This is a genomic window from Flavobacterium sp. PS2 (assembly GCF_046250155.1).
Classification (GTDB): Bacteria; Bacteroidota; Bacteroidia; order Flavobacteriales; family Flavobacteriaceae; genus Flavobacterium.
Window position 1 is genome coordinate 1,283,038 of record NZ_CP176426.1, and the last position, 19,838, is coordinate 1,302,875.

20 protein-coding genes are annotated in these 19,838 nt (G+C 32.2%); 7 read left to right on the forward strand and 13 right to left on the reverse strand.

Annotated elements, in window-relative coordinates; genetic code table 11:
* Positions 1 to 85: 85 nt before the first annotated feature.
* The 3 genes from ACJ6WR_RS05475 (at position 86) to ACJ6WR_RS05485 (ending at position 3,013) form a co-directional block, all read left to right on the forward strand.
* Positions 86 to 817, forward strand: coding sequence for a hypothetical protein (locus ACJ6WR_RS05475; RefSeq protein WP_409417268.1), 732 nt, complete (start codon positions 86 to 88; stop codon positions 815 to 817).
* A gap of 248 nt (positions 818 to 1,065) precedes the next feature.
* Entirely contained in the window at positions 1,066 to 2,196 is a 1,131-nt protein-coding gene (locus ACJ6WR_RS05480; protein ID WP_409417269.1) for an MBL fold metallo-hydrolase, read from the forward strand.
* 22 nt (positions 2,197 to 2,218) lie between these two features.
* Positions 2,219 to 3,013: an AraC family transcriptional regulator gene (locus ACJ6WR_RS05485; RefSeq protein ID WP_039111401.1), complete on the forward strand. Its 795-nt coding sequence runs from the start codon at positions 2,219 to 2,221 to the stop codon at positions 3,011 to 3,013.
* 88 nt (positions 3,014 to 3,101) lie between these two features.
* On the opposite strand, the gene lipB is transcribed toward ACJ6WR_RS05485, so the two are convergent.
* The 3 genes from lipB to ACJ6WR_RS05500 all read right to left on the reverse strand — a co-directional run bounded on the left by lipB (position 3,102) and on the right by ACJ6WR_RS05500 (position 5,379).
* Positions 3,102 to 3,800: a lipoyl(octanoyl) transferase LipB gene (gene lipB, locus ACJ6WR_RS05490; protein WP_409417270.1), complete on the reverse strand. Its 699-nt coding sequence runs from the start codon at positions 3,798 to 3,800 to the stop codon at positions 3,102 to 3,104.
* A gap of 4 nt (positions 3,801 to 3,804) precedes the next feature.
* The gene (locus tag ACJ6WR_RS05495) at positions 3,805 to 4,557 is read right to left on the reverse strand and encodes a hypothetical protein (RefSeq protein ID WP_409417271.1); all 753 of its coding nucleotides are present in this window, start codon (positions 4,555 to 4,557) and stop codon (positions 3,805 to 3,807) included.
* Between the two features lie 93 nt (positions 4,558 to 4,650).
* Positions 4,651 to 5,379, reverse strand: coding sequence for a hypothetical protein (locus tag ACJ6WR_RS05500; RefSeq protein ID WP_409417272.1), 729 nt, complete (start codon positions 5,377 to 5,379; stop codon positions 4,651 to 4,653).
* 366 nt (positions 5,380 to 5,745) lie between these two features.
* Here ACJ6WR_RS05500 and lysS point away from each other — a divergent pair, with 366 nt between their 5' ends.
* From lysS to ACJ6WR_RS05515, 3 genes are all read left to right on the forward strand, one after another.
* Positions 5,746 to 7,449, forward strand: a complete 1,704-nt coding sequence (gene lysS / locus ACJ6WR_RS05505; protein ID WP_039111405.1) for a lysine--tRNA ligase — start codon at positions 5,746 to 5,748, stop codon at positions 7,447 to 7,449.
* An 85-nt stretch (positions 7,450 to 7,534) separates the two neighbouring features.
* Positions 7,535 to 8,788 carry an AAA family ATPase gene (locus ACJ6WR_RS05510; protein ID WP_409417273.1) on the forward strand — a complete coding sequence of 418 codons (1,254 nt, stop codon included), beginning with the start codon at positions 7,535 to 7,537 and terminating at the stop codon, positions 8,786 to 8,788.
* Positions 8,785 to 9,291, forward strand: a complete 507-nt coding sequence (locus ACJ6WR_RS05515) for a hypothetical protein (RefSeq protein ID WP_409417274.1) — start codon at positions 8,785 to 8,787, stop codon at positions 9,289 to 9,291. The genes ACJ6WR_RS05510 and ACJ6WR_RS05515 overlap by 4 nt, the downstream gene beginning before the upstream one ends.
* A 53-nt stretch (positions 9,292 to 9,344) precedes the next feature.
* Here the strand turns inward: ACJ6WR_RS05515 and ACJ6WR_RS05520 are convergent, their stop codons facing one another.
* The 9 genes from ACJ6WR_RS05520 to ACJ6WR_RS05560 form a co-directional block, all read right to left on the reverse strand.
* Complete coding sequence (locus ACJ6WR_RS05520) at positions 9,345 to 9,962, reverse strand: hypothetical protein (protein WP_409417275.1); 618 nt, start codon at positions 9,960 to 9,962, stop codon at positions 9,345 to 9,347.
* 103 nt (positions 9,963 to 10,065) lie between these two features.
* Positions 10,066 to 11,091, reverse strand: a complete 1,026-nt coding sequence (locus ACJ6WR_RS05525; protein ID WP_242667431.1) for a 2-hydroxyacid dehydrogenase — start codon at positions 11,089 to 11,091, stop codon at positions 10,066 to 10,068.
* 229 nt (positions 11,092 to 11,320) lie between these two features.
* Positions 11,321 to 12,253, reverse strand: a complete 933-nt coding sequence (locus tag ACJ6WR_RS05530) for a glycerophosphodiester phosphodiesterase family protein (protein ID WP_409417276.1) — start codon at positions 12,251 to 12,253, stop codon at positions 11,321 to 11,323.
* Positions 12,254 to 12,455: 202 nt separating this feature from the next.
* Positions 12,456 to 13,373, reverse strand: coding sequence for a DUF4274 domain-containing protein (locus ACJ6WR_RS05535; RefSeq protein ID WP_409417277.1), 918 nt, complete (start codon positions 13,371 to 13,373; stop codon positions 12,456 to 12,458).
* A gap of 158 nt (positions 13,374 to 13,531) precedes the next feature.
* Positions 13,532 to 13,924, reverse strand: coding sequence for a hypothetical protein (locus ACJ6WR_RS05540; RefSeq protein ID WP_086894146.1), 393 nt, complete (start codon positions 13,922 to 13,924; stop codon positions 13,532 to 13,534).
* Positions 13,925 to 13,994: 70 nt separating this feature from the next.
* Positions 13,995 to 14,954, reverse strand: coding sequence for a transporter (locus ACJ6WR_RS05545; protein ID WP_323488865.1), 960 nt, complete (start codon positions 14,952 to 14,954; stop codon positions 13,995 to 13,997).
* Between the two features lie 325 nt (positions 14,955 to 15,279).
* The gene (locus ACJ6WR_RS05550; RefSeq protein WP_409417278.1) at positions 15,280 to 16,317 is read right to left on the reverse strand and encodes a cytochrome-c peroxidase; all 1,038 of its coding nucleotides are present in this window, start codon (positions 16,315 to 16,317) and stop codon (positions 15,280 to 15,282) included.
* A 153-nt stretch (positions 16,318 to 16,470) separates the two neighbouring features.
* On the reverse strand, positions 16,471 to 17,274 hold the full coding sequence (locus ACJ6WR_RS05555) for an MbnP family protein (RefSeq protein ID WP_323488863.1): 804 nt from the start codon (positions 17,272 to 17,274) through the stop codon (positions 16,471 to 16,473).
* A gap of 110 nt (positions 17,275 to 17,384) precedes the next feature.
* The gene (locus ACJ6WR_RS05560) at positions 17,385 to 17,750 is read right to left on the reverse strand and encodes a hypothetical protein (RefSeq protein WP_039111590.1); all 366 of its coding nucleotides are present in this window, start codon (positions 17,748 to 17,750) and stop codon (positions 17,385 to 17,387) included.
* A gap of 133 nt (positions 17,751 to 17,883) precedes the next feature.
* Between ACJ6WR_RS05560 and ACJ6WR_RS05565 the strand changes: the two genes are divergently transcribed.
* Positions 17,884 to 18,321, forward strand: a complete 438-nt coding sequence (locus ACJ6WR_RS05565; protein ID WP_409417279.1) for a hypothetical protein — start codon at positions 17,884 to 17,886, stop codon at positions 18,319 to 18,321.
* Positions 18,322 to 18,483: 162 nt separating this feature from the next.
* Here the strand turns inward: ACJ6WR_RS05565 and hemL are convergent, their stop codons facing one another.
* On the reverse strand, positions 18,484 to 19,770 hold the full coding sequence (gene hemL / locus ACJ6WR_RS05570; protein WP_086894150.1) for a glutamate-1-semialdehyde 2,1-aminomutase: 1,287 nt from the start codon (positions 19,768 to 19,770) through the stop codon (positions 18,484 to 18,486).
* Positions 19,771 to 19,838: the final 68 nt, after the last annotated feature.

Below are 19,838 nucleotides of genomic sequence, written 5' to 3' on the forward strand. Positions count from 1 at the left end.
TTATAACCTCAAATAAATCCATAAATCTAAAATGTTTAAACGTAAATATACCCCTTTAAAAAAGAAGAAATTTGAGTCCTTTGGAATGAGAAAAGAGTTCTACAAACGACTTCTTTATATTGGGCTCTGTATAATTCCTATTGTTTTATTTGGAGACGAGAAAGGAACTTTCAGATTAGTTCCTCTGCCATTTTTTTTAATCGGAATGTACAATTTACTCTTAATAATAAGCTTATCACCATTTATAATTTATGACTTCTTTCCTCCTAAAGTTACCTTTGAAAAAGTTGCCAAACCATTTGACAAGTTTCTATATTATTTTTCTTCTGCTTTATTTTTTACAAGTTTAGTATTTTTGCTTTTTGAAATAAGAAAAATTGACAACACTATAAACGGTACTCAACTATTTTGGAGAGCAGGTTTCGCAGGAATTGCTTTAGCCATATTGCTTACAATAATTTTAAAAATTACAAATCCTTCTGTATATTTTGAAAATAAAAGAAGGTACACAGTCCACTTTGGGCTATTTGTCGGGATGTTTTTACTTACAGCTGCTTCAACTAGTTTTATAAATCATTTCTATGCGGCTACCGATAAATCATATAAAAACTATACAATTATAAGAAAAGGAACCAGCGGATCGCGTAACAAAGAACACTTCATTCATATTATCACTGAAAATAATACGGAAGAACGCTTTTCGATAAAAAAAGCACTTCATGAAGAACTAACCGAAGGTGGCAAAATTGAATTATGTATGGTAAAAGGGAAACTTGGATATGATTATGTAACAGGATTTAATAAAATTAAAAACTAAAACAATTCATAATTTTCTATAACAAAGCTAACTTTAAAAAATGTTAGCTTTTTTTATGCCAAAGATTTAAAGTGAACTTTTCAATAAAGTAAAATTGGACTTTTAAACAAAGTGACACAATTTATTTTGATGCAATTTTGTAACATCAATTCAGATACTTATGGGAAATTTAATTAAAAAGTGTTGCAACCACATATAGCTTACTTGAATTTGATTCCATAAAACAAATCAAAAATAAAATAAATCGAATGAAACGATTTCTAAAAATCACAAAAAGAATTATGATAGTAGTAATAAGCATTTTAGTCCTTTTAACCTTGGTTACTTTTTTATATATGATGCATCCAAAATTTGGTAAAGCGCCAGAAGGTAATCGTTTAGAATTAATACAAAAATCTAGCAATTATAGCGATGGAAAATTTCAAAACACGCATGACACACCTAATCTAACAAACGGCTACAGTTTTGGAGGTATTCTTTATGATCAATTATTTGGAAATCATCCAAGACGCGAACCTGTTGATTCTATCCCATCTATAAAAACCGATTTGCATAATCTTTCTCCAGATGCCGATGTATTGGTTTGGTTTGGGCATTCGTCTTATTTTATGCAAATAGATGGAAAACGTTTTCTGATTGATCCTGTATTTAGCGGAAATGCTTCGCCATTACCAGGAACTGTAACTGCATTTAAAGGATCAAATGGTTACACCGTGGCAGATTTACCTACAATTGATTATTTGTTTATTAGCCACGATCATTACGACCATCTTGATTATGAAACTATAGTTACTTTAAAATCTAAAGTAAAAAAAGTAATTTGTGGTCTTGGAGTTGGAGGACATTTTGAACGTTGGGGATATCCTACAGATAAAATAATCGAAAAAGATTGGAATGAAACAATTGTCTTAGAAGATGGTTTTAAAGTACATACAACTCCTGCAAGACATTTTTCGGGAAGAGGTTTTTCTAAAAATAATACCTTATGGCTTTCTTATGTTTTGCAAACGCCAAGTATTAAAATATACATTGGTGGCGATAGCGGCTACGATACACATTTTGCCAAAATTGGAGAGCAATTCGGCCCAATAGATTTTGCAATTCTGGAAAACGGACAATATAATCTGGCTTGGGAAGCCATACATATGCTTCCTGAACAAGTACTTAAAGCAGCTCAAGATTTAAAAGCAAAAAGACTTTTCCCTGTGCATTCTTCAAAGTTTAAACTAGCAATGCATTCTTGGGATGAACCATTGAATAAATTATCGACACTTAGCAAAACTGCTCATTTACCACTAGTAACACCTATGATTGGTGAAGTTGTAAATTTAAATGATAGTACACAAGTTTTTAAAGAATGGTGGAAAGGTGTAAATTAGCACTAACTTAAGCTGAATCAAGATGAAAATTACCGAAATAAAATCGTGTCATATTGGCCCTGAAATTTCACCTGAACAATTTGTTCCAGAGCATATCTTTTTATATCTGGCTGCGGGAGAAATCGAAGGTTATGATGGACATGAAATGCATACTATTAAATCGGGAGATTATTGTATTGTAAGGAAAAATCATCTGGCTAAATACAAAAAACAAAAAGACAACGGACAATTTGAAAAAGTAGTAATCATTTTTGATGAAGCATTTTTGACAGAATTTAAAAAAAATCACGCTATTGCGAATGTAAAATCAAACTCTAAAAATGCATTTATCATTCTTAAAAAAGATGTTCTGATTCCTAATTTCATACGTTCATTAATGCCTTATTACAACGAAGGTGGAGTTATAGACGAAACGTTCTCTAAAGTAAAAAGGGAAGAACTTTTATTGATATTATTACAGACTAATCCTGAAATTTCGAGTATTTTATTTGACCAAAGTATTCCCGAAAAACTAGATCTAGAAGCGTTTGTATATCGAAATTATAAGTTTAATGTAAGTCTGGAAAGATTGGCTTTTTTAACTGGCAGAAGTTTGTCTTCTTTTAAAAGGGATTTTAAAAAGATTTTTAATGACACTCCTAATCGCTGGTTGATGCAGAAAAGATTGCAGGAAGCACATTTTCAAATTCAAAGAGAAAGAAAAAAACCATCTGATATTTATCTTGATTTAGGCTTCGAAAACATTTCTCATTTTTCATTTGCTTTCAAAAAACAATTTGGATACAACCCAACAAGTCTTATAAAAGAACATACATAATTCTTGAGTCTTCAGAGTAAAATTATTCAAACGCGTTCCATTCTTAGACAATGTCTATTTTGGAACGCATTACGAAAATCATATTATTTTAAACGAATTCGGCTTCGAATAATTCTGTCAGATGCTTTAGGATTTTAGCTTTTACTTCGGCTTCATCTACTTTTTCTACACCAAGCTCTACCTGAAGTGAAGTAACGGCTTTACCGCGTATTCCACACGGAATTATATTATCAAAATAACCTAAGTCGGCATTTACATTTAAGGCAAATCCATGCATCGTTACCCAGCGTGAAGCACGTACGCCTAGCGCACAAATCTTACGGGCAAACGGCGTTCCTACTCCTAACCAAACACCCGTTTCTCCTTCGCTTCGACCGCATTCTAATCCGTATTCTTTTAGCGTAAGAATAATAGATTCCTCGAGGAAACGCAAGTATTTATGAATATCGGTAAAGAAATTTTCTAAATCCAGAATAGGATATCCTACAATTTGTCCTGGACCGTGATACGTAATATCACCACCACGATTTATTTTATAAAAAGTAGCTCCTTTGTCTTCTAGTTGTTTTTCGGATAAAAGTAAATTGCTCAAATCGCCACTTTTACCCAAAGTATATACATGTGGATGCTCTACAAAAATGAAATAATTAGGAGTTGGTAAATCAAGTTCTTCTCTCCTATTTTTAATTTTTAAGTCAACAACATCCTTAAATAATTGTTCTTGATATTCCCAAGTCGATTTATAATCTTTTTGACCTAAATCTTGTAGTTGGATTTTTTTGTTCATTGTATTATTTTTCAAACTCTACCTCAAGTCCCAATTTAGTTGGATTTTCCATATAATCTGTAAACGGATATTGGATAGTTATTGTTTTTCTGTCTTCACTAAACAAAGCATTTGTATTAGATACTTTTTTTACTTTTTTAGGGAAACGATATTTTATAACATAGCTTGAAGATGCAAAAATCATTTTATACATTCCTAATGAATCCTCTGCTGGTTTATTAGTTTCTTTTGGGTTCAAAATGACTTTACGATTAAACTTTTTCCCGTCATAGCTAAAACTTACGGTACTATTGTTACTGAAATCTCCGCTAAAAGGCATTTTATTATCCGAAGCTTTATTTTTCTCGATATTCTGAAGCGCACTCATAGTTTTCATCATATCCTGTAATTCATTTACATTTTTGAAATCAGTTTTTAAATCTAACATAAACTGTTTCTGTTCTGTATTCATTTTCATATGAACGACGAAATTCTCTAGTTTTTTAAGCTCTTTTTGCTCTTCGGGAGAAAGTTTTGCTATACTGTCTTTCTTGTTCTTGAACATTTCTTTAAATGAAAAAGTAGAATCTATACTTTTCGTTGCATCACCAACTTCATTTCCTAGTTGCTGTCCTGCCATTGCCATAAGTGCAGAACCATCCATATCTAACGAAAATTTACCCGACCCATTATCTGTAATATCAATGTTCTCGGTAAAAGTACAACTTGTTAACGTCGCTAATAAAAGGGAAAGACTGAGGAATTTTATTAATTTCATGAGTAGATTATATTTTTTCTCAAAGATACGAAGTCTATTTAAAAAAATAACGGCAAAGATTCTAAGATATAAAGACCTTAATACTTTTAGATTTTACTCTAAAACTACTTCCAGATTTGTACTTTCAGGATTCTCTAAACAGTCGGAAAGCTGGAATGTAAGTGTTACTGTTTTTTTGTCTGAACTAAGAATTGCCGCTGAATTAGAAACCGACTTTATTTTACGAGGAAAATTATACTTAAGTGCATAGGTTTGGGTAAAATTTAAGATATTGAATTTAGATTTAAAATTATTTATTTGCCTTTTATTCTTCTCAATTTCAGCCTCATTAATAACCTTAACAATACGTTTAAATGTTGTTCCGTCAAAGCTATATTTTAAATCAAAAAAATGACTTTCTGCCGTAAGTGCATAATTGTTTTCAAGATCATTTGCATAATCTTCAGTATTGTATAAATTAGGAACAACATCTATTTTGGTAAAAGGAAATGTAATAGAAGTTTTAAATTCCTTATCGAAAGAACTCTTCTTTGCATGCACTTTTGCATTTGCATATTTTTGGAACAACTGCTGTTCTGGTTGAGTATATTTTAAAAATGTTTCGTTATATTTTGTAATATAATCTCGAAAAACATAGGTTGTATCTTGAAATTTATCTTCTTTAGAATACTTTTCTCCCATCAAAAGCATATAACTATGTTCATCTCTAAGTTGTATTGCTTCGATAGTTCCACTTCCATCTTCGTTTAGATTTATTGTTTCGGTAACTTGACAACTTGTAAAAAGTATTGCGAGCAAAAAAGAGAAGAAATAATTTTTCATTTTTTTAAAAGGCTTAGAATCTAATTTGCTAATATAAGCAAGTTTTGAAAGAAAAAAGCTATTTCAGAAACGTACTATTCCGTATTATTTCGCAAAGCTTCACAAAGAAAACACACAGAGAGTTACAAAATGAGTCTTTGAACCTCTAAACCTTTATCCCTCTTTTAATAAAAACAATACGAACTAACTTAGCCCCGATAACAGCGGTATCCTTTTTTTGCTTTTTCTGCAAAAAAAGATACAAGCGCATAGCGGGACTTAAGGTGATTGAAATACAATAAATTGCTGCTACAAAAAATCTAAAATCTGCATTCTAAAATCTACATTCTTTTCTTTATCTTTGCACTCTTATAAAAAAAGCGCAAAATGGCATTATCAGAACAAGAAATTATCCGAAGAGAAAAACTTCAAAACTTACGCAACTTAGGAATCAATCCTTATCCAGCTAATCTTTTTCCTGTAAATCATACTTCTAAGCAAATTAAGGAGTCTTTTGAAGAAGGAAAGAAGGTTATCGTTGCAGGACGTTTGATGAGTGTTCGTGACCAAGGAAAAGCTTGTTTTGCTGAATTGCAGGATAGCGAAGGACGTTTGCAATTATACGTTAATCGCGATGTTTTGTGTGAAGGTGATGATAAAACTTTATACAACACGGTATTTAAAAAACTAACCGATTTAGGTGATTTCATTGGTATCGAAGGAGAATTGTTTACTACAAAAGTTGGTGCACAATGTGTACGTGTAGATGGATTTACTTTCTTAAGTAAAACATTGCGTCCGCTACCTTTACCGAAAGTTGATGAAGACGGAAATGTACACGATGCATTTAATGATGCTGAGTTACGTTACAGAATGCGTTATGTAGATTTAACAGTGAATCAACACGTTAAAGAAACATTTATTAAACGTACAAAGTTATATACTGCAATGCGTGGTTATTTTAACGATGCAGGTTATCTTGAGGTTGAAACTCCGGTTTTACAATCAATTCCAGGTGGTGCTTCGGCAAGACCTTTTATCACGCATCATAATTCGCTTGACATTCCGCTTTATATGCGTATTGCAAACGAATTGTATTTAAAAAGATTAATTGTTGGTGGTTTTGAAGGTGTTTATGAGTTCTCTAAAAACTTTAGAAATGAAGGGATGGACAGAACGCATAATCCTGAATTTACCGCAATGGAAATATATGTAGCCTACAAAGACTACAACTGGATGATGGAATTTGCTGAAGGTTTGCTTGAGCATTGTGCAATTGCTGTAAACGGAACTAGCGAAGTTACTTTTGGTGAGCATAAAATAAACTTTAAAGCACCTTACGCTCGCGTTACAATGACTGATTCTATCAAACATTTTACTGGTTTTGATATTTCTGGAAAAACAGAAGAAGAGTTATTTGAAGCTGCAAGAGGAATGGGAATTGAAGTGGATAATACAATGGGGAAAGGAAAACTAATTGATGAAATTTTTGGAGCTAAGTGCGAAGGAAATTACATTCAGCCAACTTTCATCACTGATTATCCTAAAGAAATGTCACCTCTTTGTAAAGAGCACCGCGATAATCCTGAACTTACAGAGCGTTTTGAGTTAATGGTTTGTGGTAAAGAAATAGCAAATGCATATTCTGAATTAAATGACCCAATTGATCAACGTGAGCGTTTTGAAGATCAAATGCGTTTGGCTGCAAAAGGTGATGATGAGGCTAATGGTATCATCGACGAAGATTTCTTAAGAGCACTTGAATACGGTATGCCTCCAACATCTGGAATGGGTATTGGTATGGATCGTTTGATTATGTACTTAACAAATAATGCATCTATACAAGAAGTATTATTGTTCCCACAAATGCGTCCTGAGAAAAAATTAGCTCAGATTGAACTTTCTGATGAAGAAAAATTCATCGTAGATTTATTGAAAGGAAATGAAAATAAAATGGATCTTCAGCAATTAAAAATTACTGCTAATTTAAGCGGTAAAAAATGGGATGCTTCTATGAAAAACTTATCTAAGCACGGTTTAACTAAAGTTGCTGTTGAAGGTGAGTTTAAAACTGTAGAATTGGTAGGGTAGTTTTATTTAACTCATATTAAATTAAAAAGGAGCTTTTATCGAAGCTCCTTTTCCTTATATAAAAATTTTCCTTAATTTTGAAAATATGGAAAGAGCAAAACTTATTGTTAAAAATTTCGGACCTCTAAAAGATATTGATATCGAAGTTAGAGAAATGGTTACTTTTATTGGAGCGCAGGCTTCTGGCAAAAGTACTTTGGCTAAGTTAATTTCTATATTAGAAGATGAAAATTTTAGAAGAAATAGTAAAATTACATTTGAAGAAGAGCTGAACAAGTATAATATGAAATCATTTCCCAATGATGGAACTATTATCACTTATTCCAAAGGGGATTATAATTTTACATTTAAAAATCACAAATATTCAAAGACAAATCCTAGAGAGTTAATTAAAGAACAATTTGTAGATTTTTTAAAAAATAGTAAGTCTAATGAAGAGAAAAATGACGAATTCAAAAATCTTCTGAAACATGATTTAATATCTAATTGGGAAAATCAATTTACTCCACAAATAGTTAACGATATTTTTAAAAAATTAAATGCTTATTTCAATAATGGTACTAAACCATATGAGATTTCAATAGTAGATTTTTTTCTCCATTATGAAAATATATTAACAGAATATGGAATAAACATTAAATTTGATTCATTATATATTCCTTCTGAAAGAAACTTCCTTCACTTGATTATTGAAAATACCTTAGGATTGATTAATAATAATATTCAAATTCCAAAACATCTTTTAGAGATTGGACAAGAATACGAGAAAGCAATTCATACAATAAAAGAATTATCATTAACTATTATTAATAAAAAATTCAAATATAAAAGAGAGGGAAAAACTTCTTACATATATCACAATGAGAATAAAAAAGTTGATTTATTAGAATCTGCCTCAGGTTTACAATCAATAATCCCAATTCTACTTTTAGTTGAATATTCAAAATCATTAAAAGAACAATACAATTTTAATTTTGTTGTCGAAGAACCAGAATTAAATTTATATCCAAAAGCACAGCACGAATTAATTAAATATTTAGTTAAAAATTGTTTATACGAAAGAAAAAATTTAATACTCACAACACATAGTCCATTTGTTTTAGCCTCAATAAATAATTTATTGTTAGCTCATGACAAGGGACAAAAACATCCAAAAGAAGTAAATAAAATTATAAAGAAAGAATCTTGGTTAAACCCAAAAAATTTTATTGCTTATGAATTAAAAAATGGAAAAGCAAAAAAGATTATGAATGATAAATTAGGACAAATTGCCGAAAATATGATTGATTCTGTCTCTGATACTTTTGCAGATGAATTTGATAAATTATTAGATTTATGAGTTCCGAAGAATTATTAGCTCATTTTCCTGATTTAATAAAAGATGTTTGCTACAAAACGTTAAAAGATTCTATTTACTATCTTGAAGAAATTAAAGATTCTATAGTTCAACTCAAAACTAAAGAAGAATATTGGAACCTCTGTTTGGAAAATAAAAATTTAAAAGAGATTTTATTTTTAGAAAACGAAAATTCAATCATGAAAAATGAAGTTTCAAAAAAATGCGATTGGGTAATATTCGAAAACAGCAAACTTTATTTCATTGAATCAAAAGATGTTAAACCACGAAGTAGAAATAAAGAAAGAAATGATGCAATTAAACAATTAATTACAACTATTGAATTTTATAAATCCAAGATTGATTTAGATTCCATTTCAATTTTTTCTCAAGTATGTTTCCAATCAAAATCAAGAGTTATTAAAGCTGGAGACCAAGCACGTAAAGTTTTATTTAAACAATATAATTCAGAATTTTCAGAAGGCAACTATATTGCTTTTGAATAACAAAGAAGAGCTTCAATCATGAAGCTCTTCTTTGTTATATCTCTGTATTTCCCTTAAAAAGAAATTTTCTCTAGTTTTTTATTATCTATATCTAGGATTGCTTGAGATTGATCAGGAACTGCGCCTTTCCATTTTTCCTGAACTGATGGATTAGAAGGATACTTACCATTTTTCATTTTTACACTATAAAGAATTCCTTTACTACTCACTATAAGATCCTGGAATTTTTCGGAAGCAGTTGTTCCAACAAAAATAGGAAAATCGGTTACTGTAAATTTATTCAATAAGCTTCCGTCATTGTTCAAGATAAAACCAGAACATCCGCCTGTACCACAAAAATAAGGATTAGAGAAACCTACAAAGTACTCGTCTTTTTTATCATTATTTAAATCGAAAGCATCATAGTAAAAAAATCGGTCTTCTTTTGTCATTGCTGGCAAATCCTTGTTTAACAAAACTGTGGTTAATTGCTTACGAATCATATCGACTACTTTAGAATCTATTGGAGCTGTTTTATTATTTACTGCCGCTGAGTCCTTATTGGTTTCCGTTGTTACTGATAAGTCAATGGCTGTTGAGTCCACTCCTTTTGCTGTATCCGTAGCCGTTTCTTTTTTCTGGCAAGAATATAAACTAAGCATTGCTAAGCCTATTAAAAATGTCTTTTTCATGATTTTATTATTTTTTTTATTACCGTTAAATTTACAAAAAAATTAAATAAATACGTTTGTTTTAGAGGGTTTCTTAAAGTCATGCATTGGCAATAAACGTACTTTAAACCAATAAAGCCGATTTATTTTCTAGATCTTTTCTTATCAGCAATTCTTTGATATTATTATACGTTACAAGCGCAATTTGAGTTAATGCTTCGCTCGTAAAAAAAGCCTGATGTGCAGTTACCAATACATTCGGGAAACTCATTAATCGCTGGATTGCATCATCTTTTATAATATCTTCTGAAAGATCTCTAAAAAACAATTTCTCCTCCTGCTCATATACATCAATTCCCAAATATCCTACTTTACCATCTTTTAGCGCTTCTATAACACTAGCAGTTTCTATTAGTCCGCCACGGCTAGTATTAATTATCATAACACTGTTTTTCATTTGCGTAAGCGAATCTTTATTTATGATATGCTTTGTTTTTTCATTTAATGGGCAATGCAACGAGATAATATCACTTTCTTTAAAAACTGTCTCTAAATCGGTAAATACAACTCCCTCTTTTTCCATTTCGGGATTACTCACAATATCATAAGCAAGAATTCGGCAACCAAAGCCTTTTCCTATTTTAGAGAAAGCTTTCCCTATATTCCCTGTTCCTATTATACCAATTGTTTTACCATGCAAATCAAATCCTAATAACCCATTTAGCGAGAAATTTTGCTCACGAACTCTGTTATACGCTTTATGTGTTTTGCGATTAAGTGTAAGAATCATTGCCATAGCGTGTTCGGCAACAGCTTCGGGTGAATAAGCAGGAACGCGACACACATGAATTCCGTGTTTCTTTGCTGCTTCCAGATTTACATTATTAAAACCAGCACAACGTAAAGCAATAATCTTCACACCCTTTTCTGCCAATTGTTTTATCACCGCTTCATCCACAATATCATTTACAAAAACACAAATAATATTCGAACCCTGAATTAAACTTACTGTATGTTTATTAAGCTGTGTTTCAAAAAATTCTAAGTCAAAACCAAACTCGCAATTATGTTTATTAAAGAAAGTCTTATCATAAGGCTGAGCCGAGAAAAACGTTATTTTATTCATGCCTGCTACTCTATCTAAATCCATATATGCTTTCTTTAAAATTATAATTGTTTATTCATTAAAATTAAACAAATAATCGCAAAGTAAATTTCCAGGCAAAAAAAAAGAGCTTCAATTGAAGCTCGTTTGACACAAAATTATAAATCAATCTTAAACACGAATTTCACGAATTGTCACTAATCCGTTTGTGAAATTAATTTCACAAACTAAGCTACTCATTAAGATTTGTGCAAATTCGTGAAATTCGTGTTTGTTATTTTATTTTCTTAATTACAATATATTTCGATTTTAATTTTTTATCGGTTGCATATTTTAATAGTTGTTTACCAGCTTCTACATTACGATCTGATGATAACACGTTAGCACCATTGGTAATAAGTTTGTAATATAACTCATCTCCTTTTGCAGCAGCACTTTTATCAAGATTCCCCATAGTTCCTAGAATACAAGAAATTTTTCGGCTGTGTAAATATTCATATACTTCTGGTTTTGGTTCAGAAGTACCTACAAATGCAATCATTTTATTGGCTTTTACACCTAATTTCTCCATACGTTCCACATCTTCTTTTCCTCTTGCCGAAACCGAAATCATTAAGTCTGGTGCAAGTTTAGCAGCCTCAGCAGCTTGTGTTGCTGTATAAGTAATAATTACCGAATAAGCCTCGGCTTTATTTCTTCTTACTGCATCGATAATCATTTGCATCGGAACACCTTTCTTGATATCCAAATTATAAATTACTTTACCCTTACCCCATTGTAGGATTTGATCTAAAGTTTCGATTTTATATGGAGTTACTTTTCCTTCAGTATCTTTTAAGAAAAGCTCTTGTAACTCTTTATACGTATATCCTTCGATAACACCCGTTCCAGTTGTTGTTCTGTCTAGTGTATTATCATGCATCATTACTAAAACTGAATCCTTACTCAAAGCAATATCTGTTTCTACAATCGTAGGATTATATTTTATTGCATTGGCAAATGTTGGTGTACAGTTTTCTGGAAATCCAACTGTTGGACCACCTCGGTGTGCACTTACCAACGGAATTGTTTTCTTAGAATAATTTAAAAACTTCTGTAATTCTTTAGAAGTTTTAAATTTTAATAAATATTCATTTTCCTGGGCAAAACCAAAGCTAAAAATGAAAGAAACTAAAACTGCAAGCCACAAACTTTTATTCTGAAACATATTATATTTATTAAAATTGGATTGCAAAATTAAGCAATTCCTACTATGTAAAGCCCTATAAAAAGTGAAATTATTTTAACCATATAAGTAATTTAAGTAAATATAAGCGCGACTTAATCAGCCTAAAATTTAAATGGACTTACATTACTTATATGGTTACCTTTTTTTATTACAATCTTAAATCTATGCAACCTCAATTATTTTATTCTCTAAATTTTAAATGGTCAGAACTAAACAGCAATCCGATACCGCTATAAGGATCTTTTTTTAAATCATAAAAATTAGTTACTCCATCTAAATCTTTATATAAACTAGCAATTATTGTACTAGGCTGGAAACCATCTATTGTATGGTTTATAATAGTATCGGCAAGGCAAGTTAGTTCTTTTGTCGAGTTGGTTACGCCTATATTATTACCCGTTTCCCAGTCCCAAATTATCCAATCCCAACTATGTTGTTTATGTACACAATCCATCCATAAATATGACAGATTTTTAATTTTCATCTTCCCTAATTCTTTTCCTTTCCAGTATTCAACACTTTCTATTATAGCTTGTATTGCGGAATCTGTTCCGTCATAAATAAAACCAGAATTTGAAATCTGAATAATCTTTATAGCATCTTTTATCTTAGTATCAATTGTTTTTAATTCCTTTTCATTTGGCTTTCTTAAAAAAGCAAATTCAATATCTTGTCGTTCAAAAAAAGCTCCATTAGATTTTTCAAGCATTTCTGCTGGAATACATTTCGTGTTAGAATATTCATCAAGAAATTCATCTTTCGGGTTAAACGAGAAATTTTCATCTTCATAAAAACCCGCACAATATCGCTGCTCAATTTCTTTTATCAGTTTATAACTCTCATAGTTAATATCCTCTTTTGCTTCATCCTCATTTGCAAACTTGCAAAAATAATCTGGCTGAAGAAACCAATACAAACACAATGCAGTTCCTTTATCACAATGTTTTTGTTTAATAATCCAATCAAAAGGCTCAATTCCATCATCATAATTCCAATGTTGCACAAACTGATGCAACTCGGCAGCAGTTAATTTCTTATAAGACATCTCGCCATTTACAGCTTTAAGAACCCGATTTTTACTTTTCTTATTAAACTCCATTTTTTCTCTTAGTAATAACTATTTTAATTATTTCAATCTCTTTACAAATTTAAAAACCTATCCTTACAAAAGCAGCAAGACAACACATAAAAAAACTCCTATAACAACAAGTCATTAAACTCATTGTTATAGAAGTCTTTAAATTATTAAAAGTCTTTTTATTTACTATCGCCCTTCTTAACAGATAAGACAGAAACATCATATCCTAGATTACGTAACACCTCTAATCCATCAAGAGGTTCCAACTTGTTTTTACCAGTCCATCCTTTTTGCAAACCAAATAAAATACATTCTCTAACATATTTAGGTCTATTCAGGTTCACAACTTCTTTTTCGTCAGTTAATGACTTAACAAGTGGAAATCCAAAATTTAAAGGAAGCCCAATTATCGGATCATCCCATGTCAGAAAATTAACTAATAATGGAGTTAGCTTATAATCCTTTAAAAATATTTTTATTGTCAATGTTCCTACCTGCGCAGGCAAATCGACCTTACCAGTCATTATATAGAGATAAACATTATCCTCGACAGTTATTTTTCTTAATTTCATGTATCTAAATTAAACCTTAGTAAAACTAAACCATCAAACCCATAAAATCAAAAAAACATATTAAATCCCTTTACAAACTATAATTCAGGTTTACGCTCCAGCGGTAATTAGCCTCCATTGCGCCATTAGATAAATTCTGGTTTATAGGAAGCATTCCGTTTACACCAACAGAAAATTTATCTTTCCCAACCTCAATACCAAATTTCCCAAACAAGATATCTCCAGCCGTATTTGGCAAATCCAAGCCATGTTGTTTGTTTGTAGCATAAACTTCGCCCGCAAAACCAAGCTGAGGAACTAATTGTACCGATGGTAAATCGAACAAATAAAAGAACGTTCCTGAGTAATTAAACTGGTTTCCGTATTGGTATTTTTGTTCATTTTCGGTTTTTATAACATAATTAAGCATTGTGTTTAAACCCAAATTTTTTCTCTTAATTACATATTCCGAAACCAGTAAATAATCCCAGCTTCCCGTTCCTAGTTGGAAACTCTTGTTTACACTCCCCACATTATTAGCTTCATTAAACTTTCCTGTTGGCATTTTTACACCACCACCAAGTTCTATTTTATGCGTAAAAACTGTGCTGTCCTTTTGCGTTTCAAACACCGTATAAAGTGCCATTACCGAAATATCTCCCAATCCCGAAATACTCTCGGTTCCGGTCGTTAATTCGCGATTATGAAAATGATACGGAACCAATGCCGAAATCTGAATTCTCTTTGTAACAGGAATTCTTGCCCAAGCCTGAACCGTATTAAAGTTCTCATCAATCCAGGGAGAATTAGCAAAAATACCATCACGGCTCGTATAACTCTGATTGAAATAACGTATTCCAACAAAATTTGTGTTTAACATCGAGCTAAAACCCATACTTCCGCCACTTGCCGAACAACCGCAAGCATCACAATCAAAGTCTTCCATCATTGCCAAACGCTGAAATGTAAAGCTCGAAATACTATCTTTTACCGTTGCAGCAAAAGTTAGATTACAAACTAGAACTAAACTTAAAACTATTATTTTTTTCATTGTATTTTATTTTTTTAGGAGCTCCCGATAGCTTCGGGACCCGCTTTCCGTTGCAAGCTTTTCTTAAAATCCCATTTTTCTATACGTTTACAAAGTTTCCGCTGGTCACTTTGTAAACCCAAGAAAAAATAAGGGCTTTTCTCAAAAAGGCTTTTCACTACAATCGGGGCTAAAACTTCTATTTTTATTATATTATTTAATCCTGCAAGTTTTTTTTCAACCTTATAGGATTACAAGATTTAAACCTTCTAGCCATTAAAATTGTTTAAATATCTTCACATTAATTATCATACCTACAAGTTTTTTAAAACCTGTTAGGAGAATCTCAAAACTCCGAGAATCGTTTATCTGTCAAGAATTGATTATCGGTCAAGGTTTTCAGAAAAGCGATAATTTGTTTCTTATCCATTTCCGAAAGTTCGATTCCTAATTTTCCATTTTGCTTCAGGATTGGATCCAAAGTTGCCGAAGCTTCAATTCCGCTGGCATAATGATTAAGAACCGCTTCTAACGTTCCAAAACGTCCGTCGTGCATATAAGGAGCAGAAACGGCTACATTTCGCAAACTTTGCACTTTAAACTTATAATAATCATTTGTTAACTCAGTCACTTTGTAACGTCCCACATCGTTTACTTTAGGATTTACCGCAAGACCATTGTTACGGAATGAATCGTCGGTCATTAAATCGGTTGCGTGGCACGAAGCACATTTAGAATTAAACAAAGCATATCCAGCTAATTCATCGGCAGTAAGAGTTCCTCCAGATTCATTACGACGGTATTTATCAAAACGAGAATTAGATGATGTTGCCATTACCATAAATTGCGAAAGTGCTTTAAGCATATTCTCCGTAGTAATAGCCCCATCGGTAAAAGCTTGCCCAAACAAAGTTCGATACGTTTTATCGCCTCGCATCATTTCGAGAATAGCATTTAAATCGCCATTCATTTCGATATCGCTCGTTAGCGGAATTATGGGCTGTAAGTCCAGATGATTGGTTACGCCATCGTACATAAAAGTTCTCTGATAAGCCAAGTTCTGGATTGGTGGTGCATTGCGGGTTCCTAAAGCATCTCCAACACCATGACTTACAGTATGACCGTGGTGTGTAAAAGCGTTTTCCTGAATATGACAAAACCCACAGGAAACGATTCCATCAGAGGCCAAACGCCCATCATAGAATAGTTTTTTACCCAGTTCAAACCCTTTTTCTGTTGGCGGATTTGTGGTAATATCATAAACCAAAGCTGGAAAATTAGATGGCACCTTAAAGTCTAAAGGCACATTTATATATTCATCATCCTGATCACTACAACTATATAATAACGGAATCATAACCCAAAGAAAATATTTTATTCTCATGGTTTCTAAATTTAAAAAGAAGCACAAAAGCTCGATTCTAGCCCCGATTGCCACGATATCCTTTTTTATTTTTCTTTAAAATAAAAAAGATATAGCAAAAAGCGGGACAAGAGTTCCTAATGAAAAACAACTTTTGTGCTCCTAGAAATGAAATTAATCGTTGTGTACGTGATCTACTCTAAACATTGTTGCTACATTGGCAGTAATTAAAGGCAAAGCAGCTCCACCCATAATCATAGCGCCTGTTCCGCCCATGTTGTAATCTGAAAGTTTGATTTTATTAGGTCCGTCAAGAATTTTAGACAAATCGGCTATAATATGTACATCTGGCGAAATATTAGTTCTTACCAAGGCTTTGGTTGGGAAATCCAGCGTTACTTCGGTATAGTTATAATCGGTTCCTGTTTGTCCTGTATGGATCATAAAAGGAAGTGCAGTTGTAACGGTTTCTGAAGTAAAATTACCTTCGAAAGCAAGGAATTTATATCCTGCAGTCCAGTTCCATAACATTTTGGCAGCTTGAGCTTGTGCCAGAAAATCTCCTTGTCCTGATGCTCCCAATTGCCATTGCTCTTTATCTACTCCTATTCCGAATTTTACTTTTATGTAATCTCCCGCAGGAACATCTGATAAGACAAATTTGTAACCAGCCGCGCTTGCTTCGTCAGCAATAAAATAGCTTTTTGCTTTTGGGTATGTAAATGTAGTTCCATCAGTTTTTGTTAAAACAATATTACTCACGATGTATTTTACCGTTGTAATTTTTAAAACTTCCTTATTTGTAGTTGTGTTTGGCTGGGTTTCAAGAATTAAATCGTTTGATCCAAAAGAGTTATCAAATTTTAATCCGATTTTTCCAGTTCCAGAAACTGATTCATTATTATCATCACTTGAACATGCTGAAATAGTAGCTGTTATAGCCAAAATAGCTATTGCTTTATATAATATTTTTTTCATTTTTGAGTTGTATATCTTTAATAAGTCTTTAAAATAGTATGTGCATAGGCTTACTTCAAATGATAATAATCAAATGAAATAGCAGGTCACAAAAGTGTTTTAATTAAAATTTAAGAAATACGTGCTGGTGGATGAAAAAACAAATCCGCATTAAGATGAGAATACAAATTAGCGTAAGCCGCATTAATTTGTGATTTGGTATTATTTGGATAAAATTGTAGGGTAAACAATTTAGTTGATTCAAACATTAAATCGACTTTATCCAGAAGGGTATTTTTTTTATCAGATGAAGATGGCTTTTCGGCATCGGCTGCTTTGGCTAATTCTTTCATCAAGTGACACTTTCCGTTACACTGCATAACAGGTTGTGCCTTGTTCTCGCAAAGTACGGTCGAAATGTAATCATAATTGACAATATATTCTATAACCGGGAATACAGGTTTTAGAAAAATAGCTAGAATCAATATGAAGACCATTTTTTTCACCATGCGAATTTAAGAAACAAATTTTATTTTATCATCTGTTAAATAAATTATAATTAAAAAAAATCAATTAAACCTATTGATTTCATCAATGTCTAACGACTATAACCTTTAAAACAAACAAATCATGAAAAAATTATTTATCGCTGCTTTATTGTTCGTTGGAATGGTAAGCTTTGCTCAAGACGCTACAACAACGACTCCTAAGCAACAAAAAGAAAGATTAACTCCTGAACAACGAAATGAAAAACATTTAAAGAAACTGACTACCGAATTAAATCTAGATGCCAACCAACAAGCTCAAGTTGGAAAATTACTTGCCGAGAAAAGTGCCAAATCACAAAAATACATGGAAACTCGAAAAGCTAGAAAAGACAGCAATGCAAAACCAACTGCCGAAGAAAAAGCTGCTCTTAAAAAAGAAATGATGGACGAGAAAACAGCGACTGAAACTCAAATGAAATCTATCTTAAATGCCGACCAATACAAAAAATGGACTGCAATGAGAGAAGAAAATAAAGAGAAGATGAAAGAAAAAATGAAAGACAGAGCAAACAAACAATAATCCAAAAAAAAACTTCTAGCGTAAACTGGAAGTTTTTTTGTTTTTACCATTAAGAGATTAAGAAAATTAAGCTTTAGTATATTCAGGATTTAAAAACCTTGCAGGATTGCAACCTTTGAATTCCCTTAATGAAACTTAATTTCTTAATGGTGAAAAAAATATTTAAAAAGTTTTAGAAACTTTATCAATCGCCTGAATTGTAAAGTCTAAATCTTCGTATGTTAATGCATCAGTAATAAACCAAGTTTCATATGCCGAAGGTGCAATGTAAACTCCTTCATTTAACAATCCGTGGAAGAATTTCTTAAATGTTTCGTTATCCCCATTGGCAGCACTTTTAAAATCAGTAACTGGAGCAGCATCAAAATGTACCGAAATCATAGATCCTACTCTATTTATTGTAAAAACTACATTATTAGCTTTAAGAACTCTGTCAATTCCAGCTTCTAGATAAGCTGTTTTCTCGTCTAAACGAGTAAAAATAGCACGATCATTATCTAACGCTTGCAACATTGCTAATCCTGCTGCCATTGCCAGCGGATTACCTGATAATGTTCCTGCTTGATAAACTGGTCCTATTGGCGCCAGATAATTCATGATTTCTGCACGAGCAGCAAATGCTCCTACTGGCAAACCACCACCTATTACTTTACCAAACGTTACGATATCAGCCTTAATATTAAATAATTCCTGAACTCCTCCACGTGCAAGTCTAAAACCGGTCATAACCTCATCAAAGATTAATAATATTCCGTTTTCTGTACATAATTCACGTAAACCTTCTAAGAAGCCTTTATTTGGCGGAATACAACCCATATTTCCTGCAACAGGTTCTATGATAATGGCTGCGATTTCGTTTTTGTTAGCGTTAATTAATGTCGCTACATTTTCTAAATCATTGTATTTTGCCAGCAAAGTGTCTTTAGCCGTTCCCTCTGTAACTCCTGGACTATTTGGACTTCCGAAAGTAACAGCCCCACTACCCGCCTGAATCAGGAATGAATCTGAATGTCCGTGGTAACAACCTGCAAATTTTATAATTTTATCTCTCTTTGTAAATCCTCTTGCCAAACGTATTGCGCTCATACAAGCCTCTGTTCCAGAATTTACAAAACGAATTTTATCGATATTTGGAACCATCGAAACTGCCAAAGCTGCGATTTGTGTTTCCAACTCTGTTGGCATCCCAAAAGATGTTCCTAATTTAGCTTTCTCAATTACTGCATCAACAACTGGAGCATACGCATGACCTAAAACCATTGGTCCCCATGAATTGATGTAATCTATCAATTTGTTTCCGTCTTCATCATATAAATAAGCTCCTTTGGCGCTTTTTACAAAAATTGGAGTTCCTCCTACTGCTTTAAATGCTCTTACAGGCGAATTTACACCACCCGGAATTACTTTTTCTGCTTCAGCAAAAAGCTGACTGCTTCTTTGATATATCATTATTAACTTTAGATTTTAGAGTTCTGATTTTAGATTTACACGATAAGTTTAAATCTAAAAATCAATTA